Consider the following 9,927-nt stretch of genomic DNA (forward strand, 5'->3'; position numbering starts at 1 on the left):
CACGAAAGTAGCACGCGGATGATCACATTCGACAAAGTCACCAAGGCGTACCCGGACGGCACGACAGCGGTGAACGAACTGGACCTCGAGTGCCCGAGCGGCAAGATCACGGCGCTCGTCGGTCCGTCGGGATGCGGCAAGACGACCTCGCTCCGCATGATCAACAGGTTGATCGAACCGACCTCCGGAACCATCTCCCTCGACGGTGAATCCACGGCGGACATGGACCCGGCACTGTTGCGCCGGCGGATCGGGTACGTGATCCAGCACGCCGGACTGTTCCCGCACCGCACGATCGTGGACAACGTCGCGACGATGCCGAAACTGCTGGGGAAGACGAAGAAGGAGGCACGGATCCGGGCGATGGAGCTGCTCGAGACGGTCGGTCTCGCCGCGCACTTCGCGGACCGGTATCCGTGGCAGCTCTCGGGTGGGCAGCAGCAGCGAGTCGGGGTCGCGCGCGCTCTGGCCGCGGATCCGGCGTTCATGCTGATGGACGAGCCGTTCAGCGCCGTCGACCCGGTGGTCCGGAGCCAGCTGCAGGACGAATTCCTCCGACTCCAGAAGGAGATCGGCAAGACGATCATCATCGTCACCCATGACATCGACGAAGCCCTCAAACTCGGCGACCAGGTGGTCGTGCTGCGGACCGGCGGAGTCCTGGCGCAGGCAGCCACTCCCCTGGAGTTGCTGACCGAGCCCGCCGACGAGTTCGTCGCCGATTTCGTCGGACGCGATCGCGGCTACCGGTCGCTGGGTTTCGCGAACCTCGACGGTCGCGTCGAGACGGTCGCCGAACCCGTTGCTCGTCTCGGTGATTCGGCGGGTGAGGCCCTCGCGCGCACGTCCGACGACTGGCTTCTCGTCGTCGACCCGGCGAACAAGCCGATCGGGTGGGTGCAGCCCGCGAACGTCGTCGGCAGCATTCGCCCGGACGACCTGAACCTCAGCGGCACCGTCGCCGACGCGCACGGGACGATGCGGGCGCTGCTCGACGCCGCCCTGTCCGCGCCCAGCAAGCGGGGTGTGGTCGTCGACCGCGACGGGGTGCTCGTGGGCACCGTGACTGCACACGCGGCTGTGGCGGCGATCGAGTCGGCGGATCCTGTGAGCACGGAGGCGGTGGCCTGATGAACGTCGAATGGCTGGGCCGCCAATCCGACCGCATCGCCGAACTCGTCGGCTGGCACATCCTGCTCTCCCTCGTGCCGATCGTCGTCGGCGTGATCATCGCGTTGCCCATCGGGTGGCTCGCACACCGCAATCGGCGGATCAACCCGTACGTGGTGGGGACCGCCGGCCTGCTCTACACGATCCCGTCGCTCGCCTTGTTCGTCCTGCTGCCGCCGATCCTCGGGACGAAGATCCTCGATCCGATGAACATCATCGTCGCCCTGACGATATACACCGTCGCCATGCTGGTTCGCGTCGTCGCCGACGCCCTCGATTCGGTGCCCCAGGAAACCGTGCTCGCCGCGACGGCGATGGGCTACCGTCCGTATCAGACGCTGCTCAAAGTTCAGCTCCCGGTGGGTGTTCCCGTCATCTGCGCGGGACTGCGGGTGGCCGTCGTGTCGAACGTCAGCCTGGTCTCGCTCGCCGCCCTGCTCGGGATCCCGCAGATCGGTTCACTGTTCACCCAGGGCTTCCAGCTGCGTTTCTACACACCCATCATCGCCGGCATCGCGCTCAGTCTGCTGCTGGCACTGGTTCTCGACCTCCTCATCGTGCTCGCGAACCGGATACTCACCCCGTGGACCCCGAAGGTGGTCACCTCATGATCGACTTTCTGCTGGACGGCGCTCATTGGACAGGGCCCGAAGGCATTCCGGCCCTGCTCCTCCAGCACCTGATCTACACGTTCCTCGCCCTGTTCGCCGCCGCGCTGGTCGCCGTCCCTCTCGGCCTGTACATCGGGCACACGGGGCGCGGGTCCGTCGTCGTCGCCGGTCTGGCCAACTCGCTGCGCGCCCTCCCCACGATCGGTTTGCTGATCCTGCTGGTGCTCGTCATTGCGCCGTCGTTCTCGAGCAAGCTGGCCTACCTGATACCGAGCCTGATCGTGCTGGTGCTGCTGGCCATCCCGCCGATCCTCACCAACACGTACGCGGGCATCCGCTCCGTCGACCCGGCCGCGGTGGACGCGGCCCGGGGCATGGGGTTCCGGTCGATGCGGATCCTCACCGAGGTCGAGTTGCCCTGCGCGCTGCCCTTGATGCTGTCCGGCGTCCGGAGCGCCGTGCTGCAGATCGTCTCGACGGCGACCGTCGCCGCCTACATCTCGCTCGGCGGCCTGGGACGACTCCTCATCGACGGCAAGGCGCAGAGCGACTACGCGCAGATGGCGGCGGGGGCGGTCCTCGTGTCGCTCCTCGCCCTGGCCTTCGATCTCGCGATCGGATTCCTCACGGTGCGGGTCGTCTCGCCCGGACTCACCCGGCGGGTGCGCAGCAGCACGCGCACCGCTTCCGAAGACCCCGCGGTCGCGGCCCGTCCCGCGTCCGCACCCGAGCCCTCGCTGATCTGAAGGACATCACCATGATGAAGGCATTGATCGTCGCGCTGGCAGGCGCCACCCTGGTGTCGTTGACGGCCTGCGGGATCGGCAAGGACCCCCTCGCCGCCGACGGCGGCGGCGGGAGCAGCGAGGGCGCCATCGTCGTCGGTTCCGCGGACTTCCCCGAGAGCCAGCTGATCGCCACCATCTACGCGGAGGCGTTGCGGGCGAACGGCATCGACGTGACGGAGAAGCTGAACATCGGGAGCAGGGAAGTGTATGTCCCGGCGATCCGGGACGGTTCCATCGACCTGCTGCCCGAATACTCGGGTGCGTTGCTGCAGTATCTCGACAGCGCCACCACCGCGACGGCGTCGGACGAGGTGACCGAGGAAATAAAGGCGAAGCTCCCCGCCGGGCTCATCGCGCTGGAGCCCTCCCCTGCCGAGGACAAGGACGTTCTCGCGGTGCGACAGGAGACCGCGGACGAGTACTCGCTCGAGACGATCGAGGACCTCGTGCCCCACGCCGGCGAACTGACCCTCGGCGGCCCGCCCGAATGGAAGACCCGCGAGAACGGCGTCGCCGGCCTGAAGGACAGGTACGGGCTGACGTTCAAGGAGTTCCTGGCGCTGGACGCCGGCGGACCGCTCACCCTCAACGCCCTGCTCAGCGGTCAGATCGAGGTCGCGGACGTGTTCAGCACCGACCCGGCGATGCGTTCGGAGAACCTCGTGGCCCTCGAGGACACCAAGCACCTCTTCCTGGCGGAGAACATCACCCCGATCATCAACGAGAACAAGGCCGGCGACGACGTCCGCGCCGTACTGGCGGACGTGTCGGCGGCGTTGACGACCGAGGATCTCATCGCGATGAACGAGCGGGTGGCCGACCTCGAGGACATGGGCGACATCGCCCGGGAATGGTTGCAGGACAAGGGCCTGGCGTCCTGAGCGCCCCGGCGGTCCGACGCAGCCCCGCGTCAGCCCAGTGCGTCGAACGTCGCGGTCGCGTACTGTGCGGTGCGGTCGGAGCCGAGTAGTCCCGGACCCATCTTGTTCATCACGTACGTCATGGTCATCCGGCGTTCGGTGTCGACGACGACCTGCGAACCGCCCCAGCCACCCCAGAAGCAGATCCGCCCCTCGGGGACGAACGGCACCGACACCGGTGTCGGCAATCCGTAGCCGATGCCGAACCGGATCGGCTGCCCCAGTGCCAGATCCACGCCGTTCGACTGCTCCTCGAAGATCAGGGAGATGGTGTCCGGCGACAGCAGACGGACGCCGTCGAGTTCGCCGCCGCAGGCCACCACCGACTGGATCCGGGCGAGTGACCGGGCGTTGCCCTGACCACCGGCGGCGCCGTTCTCCGCCCTGCGCCACGCGTCGGACCAGGACGCGGACGCGTCCGGCCCGGGCCCGGTGAACGTCCTGACGATGACGCTGGCGGGGTCGAGGGATGCCAGGTCGATCGGCAGCGGAGGCGGCGGAACCACGTTCGACACCCGGCCGAACTGCGACGGGTCCAATCCGATGTGGAAGTCGGCCCCCAGCGGTCCGGCGATCTCCTCGGCCACGAAACGTCCCAGGGTGCGGCCGTCGACCCGTCGAATGACCTCGCCGATGAGGTGGCCGTAGTTCAGCGCGTGATATCCGGACGCCGTGCCCGGCTCCCACCACGGAGCCTGGGCGGCAAGTCGTTTCGTCGATTCGGCGAGGTCGAACGTGTCCTCGACCGTGATCGGCTGATCCCACCCAGACACCCCCGAGGTGTGCGAGAGGAGATGCCGGACCTCGACGCGCTCCTTGCCGGCGGCCGCGAACTCGGGCCAGTACTTCGCGACGGGCGCGTACACGTCCAGCAGACCGCGGTCGACGAGCATCAGCGCGGCGAGAGCGGTCACCGTCTTGGTGCACGACCACACGTTGGTGAGGGTGTCGCGCCCCCATTCGGTGGTGTGGTCGGGGTCGGACCATCCGCCCCACATGTCGACCACCGGCTGCCCGTCGAGGGTCACGACGATCGACGCGCCGAGCTCCTCACCGGAGTCGAGATTGTCCTTCAGCGCATCCTGCAACGCCGCGAAGCGCTGGTCGCACACTCCTCCGAGCTCGGTCACCTGCGGTTCCTCTCCACCAGCCGAACGTCATATTGATTTTGACATCGGATTCAATTGAGACCTCGAGTCTGATCCCATGGCGGTGTGATGTCAATCACTTGGCTGCTGTCGCGATGTCGGCCGCAAGATGGCTTGACCCTGCCGAGAACTCAGAGAAGGTGCGATCACGGCGAAGAGCGTCCGCCGCCTACGCGAAGGATGCGACCGGCTTGCCGAAGACGCCCTCGTCGGGAACGACACCGAGACCGGGACCGGTCGGTACCTGAATCCGGCCATTCTCGACCCGGACGGGATTGTCCGAGTCGTAGTGGATGTCCATGTAGGGCTCGGCGATCCAGACGCCTTCGAGCAGGCGCGGTTGCACGGTGGCGCCGACGTGGGCGCAGGCGGCCGCGATGAGGTCGCCTCCCCAGGAATCGTCACGGGTGTGGGGCATCGAGCGTGCCTCGCAGAGATCCCGCACAGTCGCGAGGGTGCCGAGTCCGCCCAGTCGCGTGACTTTGAGTCCGAATCCGTCGCATACTCCCAGGGAGATCGCGCGCAGCACATCGCCCAGGTCTTCGGTGTTCTCATCGAGGTAGACCGCGTGGTGCAGTTGCCCGCGGATCGCGACGATCTCTTCCATCGTGTTGCAGGGCTGTTCGAAGACGAACGGAACGTCGGCGCACTCTCGGTCGATCCGGAGAACGTCGCGGGCGTACAGTCCCCGGTTGGCATCGAGGGAGAGGCGGGTGCACCCGGTCGCTTCCCACACCGTGCGGATGGTCTCGATGTCGATCTCGACGGGGCGTCCGCCCACCTTGAGCTGTAGACGTGGATATCCCTCGGCGATCTTCTCGGCGGCGATCGCGGCGACGTCGTCCGGTTCCCCGATCGACAACGCATAGTAGGAGTCCACGCTGTCGGTGGTGGCGCCGCCGAGCATGTCGCACACCCGGATTCCGTGCGCCTTGCCGATCAGGTCGTGGATCGCGATGTCGATTGCAGCCTTGGCGTAGTTGTGACCGTTGAGGGCCCGGTCCAGCGTGCGGCGCAGCTCGACCGGGCCGGTCACTGTTCTGCCAATCAGACTGGCCGACATCTGGTTCAGCGCCGCCCGCGCACCCAGGGCATGCTCGGGTGCGTAGGTCGGGCCCACCGGGCACGTCTCACCCCATCCGGAGATGCCGGTGTCGGACACGATCTGCACGATCGTCGAGTCCATGGCGGTGTAGGACCCTTCGGACATTGTGTAGACCTTGTTGCCGGCGAACGGAAGATCCATCTGGTACACGTGAACCTCAGCGATACGCAACGCTGCCCTCCTTCGACTAGACCGATGTGCGCTGGGGACAGCGCCCCTGCGGTGTTCATTTAGTGAACGAATAGTTCAGTTATGGTGCCAATAGTGCGGCATGAATCACACTCCGTCAAGGCGTCTGGTGTGTGCACACGGCTGCGCACCTGGGGGCAATTCAATCCTGCATGGACGCCTAACGAGAGGCGACGGGTCGGTGGATCTACGGGGCACCGTCCACTGAGCCGTATGCACGTGCATTCATTTTGTGGTCGGTATGTTCAATTTGTGGATAGACGTGTACAACTGGAGTTCATGCGCGCAATTCAGGTCTCCCGCCTCGGTGATCCCGGCGTCCTCGAACTCACCGAGATTCCCGATCCCCAGCCCGGTCCAGCCGATCTTCTAGTCCGGACCGAAGCGATCGGCGTCAATTTCATCGACACCTACTTCCGGACCGGGGTGTACCCGCACCCGCTGCCGTACGTTCCCGGTGACGAGGGCTCCGGCGTGGTGGAGGCCGTCGGTGCCGACGTCCGCGACTTCGCCCCCGGCGACCGCGTCGCCTGGTGCGGGGCGACCGGTAACTACGCCGAGAGGGTGGTGGTGCCTGCCGCGGTCGCGATCACGGTGCCGGACGGCGTGCCCGCCCCGGTGGCGGCGTCGGCACTGGCGCAGGGCCTGACCGCCCACTACCTGGCGTATTCGACGTACCCGGTGCAGTCCGGCGACACCGTGCTCGTCCACGCCGGGGCCGGCGGGGTGGGGCTGCTCCTGACCCAACTGGCGACGAAGCTCGGGGCGCGAGTGGTCACCACCGTCTCGTCGGACGAGAAGGAGAAGTTGTCGCGGGAGGCAGGCGCCGCCGAGGTGCTGCGCTACGACGACGACATCGCCGCCCGGGTGCGCGCGCTCACCGACGGGGAGGGCGTCGCCGCCGCCTATGACGGCGTGGGCGCGGCCACTTTCGAGGCGAGCCTCGCCTCCGTTCGGATCCGTGGCACCCTCGCCCTTTTCGGCGCCGCGAGCGGCCTGGTGCCGCCGTTCGACCCGCAGCGGCTCAATCCCGCGGGTTCACTGTTCCTCACCCGTCCCACCCTCGCGCACTACGTCCGCACCCGAGAGGAACTGACATGGCGGGCAGGAGAGGTGTTCGCGGCGGTCGCGGACGGTACGCTGAATGTCCTTGTCGGCGCGCAGTATCCGCTCGAGCGCGCCGCCGACGCACATCGTGACCTCGAAAGCCGGCAGACGACCGGTGCCGTCGTGCTCATGCCGTGACACCTCCGGCCGGTCCTGGAGCAGGGCCGACCGGAGCGGTTGGCGTGGACGGACAGCGGACCGAGCTGCCGACCCAGGAAGCGCGTGTGACCGCCGCGCGAACCGGGTCTCAGCTGCCGGTCACCGGCAACACCAGCACCTGGCCCGGGTCGCCCGCCGTGATGGTGACCTGATGTGGCACCAGCCCGCCGCGGAAACTCGGGTCGCCGCCGGCCACCACGAGGCGAACGCGGTGCCCCTCGCCGAAGCGATGGACGATCCCCGGCATCGTGACCTGCACGGGCTCACCGGGTGCCACCATCCGCACCGGGGCGACCTGCCCGTTGATCAGTGTTTCGGTGCCGTCGGGAGCCACGTCGTACAGCTTGGCGAAGACCACCACCGAGTCCTCGACACCGGTGACCGCGGGTGCGGCGGTGACACGGACGTCGAGCACGGGCGCTCCGACCACGTCCAGCGGGACATCGAGGATCCGCGACGACCACTCGGCCTCGGTTCCGGGCTGCACGCTCTGCGGGACCGGGGCGTTCGGCCTGGTGTCCGGCGCCTCGCGGTCGGTGGGAAGTCCTCCGGGCAGCGTGTTCAGGGTCTGAGCGCCGGCAACGATGCGGTCCCGGCGGTCGATCAGCGCACCGTCACCGGAGAGGTAGAGCGAATAGTCCTGCCCCACCGAGACGTCCGAGGATTCGGCGTACGCGGGTGCGGCGTTGCCGGTGTAGTCGACCCAGTTGCGGAAGTAGCTGAATACCGGTCCGGTGTCGGCCCCGCTGTCCCGCAGGTAGTGGTCGAACCAGTCGATGATCCGGCCCGTCTCGTACTGGGTGTCAGGGTTCGGGTTCTTCATGTCGATCTCGCCCTCGGCGGGTGTCAGGTTGGAATGCCCCCAGCTGTGCCAGATCATCTTCACGTCGTTGCCCTGCGTCCGCAGCGTCTCGAAGGTGGCCGCCGATTCGTTGAGGTCGAACAGGGTGTCCTGCTGGCCCTGCATCAGCAGCACCGGGATCTTCACGCGATCGGCGTACGACACCACGGACGACTGCCGCAGGAAGTCGACGGACCCCGGGTCCGGGAAACCCTGCACCGCGGATTGTGCCAGTGCGGGGCACGCGGGATCGGCGAAGTTCGGGCACCCCAGGGCCCGCACCGGGTCCTGGGCGTAGCCCTCCGCGCGGGGGTTGGTGACGCCGACGGCCCCGAACATCAGCGACCACACCACCTTCGCCGCACCGGGAACAGTCGTGCTGACCCCGGACGTCTGGCCGATGCTGTTGGGCGCGAGCGAGTAGCTGAGGTCGTTCCAGGTGATCATCGGGATGATCGTGTCGATCCGTGGGTCCACCGACGCCGCCGCGAACTGCACCGCTCCGCCGTACGAACCGCCGACCATCCCGACGCGCGGATCGTGCGCCTCGGCCCTGCCGTGGTGAGCCGTGGCGTCCTGCACGACGTAGTCGAGACCCGGAACGGGGACGGTGTGGGCGGGATCGACGAACGCCGTCCCGTCGCGGCCGCCGAGGAAGCTCACCAGTTCACTCGCGGCGCGTCCGTCGTACTCGGGGTTGTCCATGTGGATCTTGCAGCCCGAACCGCCGAAGCCCAGCCCTGAATAGGCGAGCACCGCGTAGCCCCGCGAGGCGAGGAACGAGCCGATACCGGCCTGATCGTTCTTGGAACCGCCGAAGCCGTTGGTGGTGAGAACGGCGGGGACGCGATTCGACGCCGACGCCCCGTCCGGTTTGTACACGTCGCCGATCACGTCGCACGGCACGTCACGGTTCGGTCCGACGAAGACCTGGAAATGGAGCGTCGTCTTGGTGAACCCGCCCGCGTCGGCGGTCGCCGGAGCGGCCGCCACGATCGGTGCCAGGACAGCGGCCGCGGCCACCACCATCGTCAGCGTCGATCTGCCCACCCTGCGATTCACAGCCCACCCGCCATCCGTCACGCCGTCCGGAGAACCTTCGAAGAGCGTAAACGCTCTGGACGTGTGACCAACTCAGGTCGCCGGTGTGTCGCGACACCGGTATGGGCCCGGACCGCGCCGTTTATATTTGAGTCGTGGCAATGTCCAAGCGCGCCGAAACGTCACTGCTGACCGATCAGGTCTACGACATGATCCACGAGTCGATCATGAACGGTGATCTGCCCGCGGGCGCCCGCCTGCGTGTGCGCGATCTCGCCGAACAGGTGGGAACCAGCGTGATGCCGGTGCGCGAGGCGATCCGGAGACTCGAGGAAGCCGGGCTGGCCGAGCGATCACCGCACAAGGGGGCCGTGGTCAAGGGCCTGACCCTCGCCGAACTGGTGCACGTCTACGACGTGCGCCGGTTGCTCGAGGTGGAGGCCGCCCGGCAGGGCGCCCAGCGGATCAGCGCGGCGGACAGTGCCCGGATGCAGGACGAGCTCGCGCTCATGCGCACCGCCCTCGACGAGCGGCGCGTGGTGGCCTATCTCGACCACGACGAGGCGCTGCTGGCCATTCTGTACGAGGCCGCCGAGAACCCCGTGCTGGTCGACACGATCCGCACGCTGTGGCAGCGATGCCGGGCCTACAAGATCGTCGGCGCGGAGGGCACCATCGACACGACCGAGGACGACTCGCTGTGGACGTACCAGCAGCGTCTCGTCGACGCCGCCCGGGAGCACGACGACGCCGCGGCCGCCGCGGTCAACAACGACTCGCTTCTGGACGCGACCGCACGGATCAAGGTGCAGCTCGCGCAGCAGGACGCGAGCTAGACGCCCACCACC

General features: G+C 67.6%; 9 protein-coding genes. 6 read left to right on the plus strand and 3 right to left on the minus strand.

Translation table 11 applies throughout. The annotated features are described in order from the left end of the window. Positions 1-18: 18 nt before the first annotated feature. Genes ROP_RS11510 through ROP_RS11525 form a run of 4 tightly spaced genes read left to right on the plus strand, consistent with a single transcriptional unit; the run spans position 19 to position 3,450 of the window. The gene (locus tag ROP_RS11510; RefSeq protein ID WP_012689517.1) at positions 19-1,131 is read left to right on the plus strand and encodes an ABC transporter ATP-binding protein; all 1,113 of its coding nucleotides are present in this window, start codon (positions 19-21) and stop codon (positions 1,129-1,131) included. Beyond that, positions 1,131-1,781, plus strand: a complete 651-nt coding sequence (locus ROP_RS11515) for an ABC transporter permease (protein WP_012689518.1) — start codon at positions 1,131-1,133, stop codon at positions 1,779-1,781. Before ROP_RS11510 ends, ROP_RS11515 begins: the two co-directional genes overlap by 1 nt. Beyond that, on the plus strand, positions 1,778-2,527 hold the full coding sequence (locus ROP_RS11520; protein ID WP_012689519.1) for an ABC transporter permease: 750 nt from the start codon (positions 1,778-1,780) through the stop codon (positions 2,525-2,527). The genes ROP_RS11515 and ROP_RS11520 overlap by 4 nt, the downstream gene beginning before the upstream one ends. Before the next feature lie 11 nt (positions 2,528-2,538). Further along, positions 2,539-3,450, plus strand: a complete 912-nt coding sequence (locus ROP_RS11525) for an ABC transporter substrate-binding protein (protein WP_012689520.1) — start codon at positions 2,539-2,541, stop codon at positions 3,448-3,450. A gap of 29 nt (positions 3,451-3,479) precedes the next feature. Here ROP_RS11525 and ROP_RS11530 read toward each other — a convergent pair whose 3' ends face one another. Both ROP_RS11530 and ROP_RS11535 read right to left on the minus strand, forming a co-directional pair. After that, entirely contained in the window at positions 3,480-4,619 is a 1,140-nt protein-coding gene (locus ROP_RS11530; protein WP_012689521.1) for an EstA family serine hydrolase, read from the minus strand. Positions 4,620-4,806: 187 nt separating this feature from the next. Beyond that, positions 4,807-5,913, minus strand: a complete 1,107-nt coding sequence (locus tag ROP_RS11535; protein ID WP_012689522.1) for a mandelate racemase/muconate lactonizing enzyme family protein — start codon at positions 5,911-5,913, stop codon at positions 4,807-4,809. A 297-nt stretch (positions 5,914-6,210) separates the two neighbouring features. Between ROP_RS11535 and ROP_RS11540 the strand changes: the two genes are divergently transcribed. After that, positions 6,211-7,176, plus strand: a complete 966-nt coding sequence (locus tag ROP_RS11540; RefSeq protein WP_012689523.1) for a quinone oxidoreductase family protein — start codon at positions 6,211-6,213, stop codon at positions 7,174-7,176. 109 nt (positions 7,177-7,285) lie between these two features. Here ROP_RS11540 and ROP_RS11545 read toward each other — a convergent pair whose 3' ends face one another. Then, a complete protein-coding gene (locus ROP_RS11545) occupies positions 7,286-9,067 on the minus strand; it encodes a CocE/NonD family hydrolase (protein WP_050785059.1) in 1,782 nt (593 codons plus the stop codon). A 173-nt stretch (positions 9,068-9,240) separates the two neighbouring features. Here ROP_RS11545 and ROP_RS11550 point away from each other — a divergent pair, with 173 nt between their 5' ends. Further along, positions 9,241-9,915, plus strand: coding sequence for a GntR family transcriptional regulator (locus tag ROP_RS11550; RefSeq protein ID WP_043824610.1), 675 nt, complete (start codon positions 9,241-9,243; stop codon positions 9,913-9,915). Positions 9,916-9,927 lie beyond the last annotated feature (12 nt).

This window comes from Rhodococcus opacus B4 (assembly GCF_000010805.1).
In the GTDB taxonomy this organism is placed as follows: Bacteria; Actinomycetota; Actinomycetes; order Mycobacteriales; family Mycobacteriaceae; genus Rhodococcus_F; species Rhodococcus_F opacus_C.

Coding starts and splice junctions, on each gene's coding strand:
- ROP_RS11540 (WP_012689523.1), top strand. CDS start 6,211: ATGCGCGCAATTCAGGTCTCCCGCCTCGGTGATCCCGGCGTCCTCGAA.
- ROP_RS11545 (WP_050785059.1), bottom strand. CDS start 9,067: ATGGTGGTGGCCGCGGCCGCTGTCCTGGCACCGATCGTGGCGGCCGCT.
- ROP_RS11550 (WP_043824610.1), top strand. CDS start 9,241: ATGTCCAAGCGCGCCGAAACGTCACTGCTGACCGATCAGGTCTACGAC.
- ROP_RS11520 (WP_012689519.1), top strand. CDS start 1,778: ATGATCGACTTTCTGCTGGACGGCGCTCATTGGACAGGGCCCGAAGGC.
- ROP_RS11515 (WP_012689518.1), top strand. CDS start 1,131: ATGAACGTCGAATGGCTGGGCCGCCAATCCGACCGCATCGCCGAACTC.
- ROP_RS11525 (WP_012689520.1), top strand. CDS start 2,539: ATGATGAAGGCATTGATCGTCGCGCTGGCAGGCGCCACCCTGGTGTCG.
- ROP_RS11510 (WP_012689517.1), top strand. CDS start 19: ATGATCACATTCGACAAAGTCACCAAGGCGTACCCGGACGGCACGACA.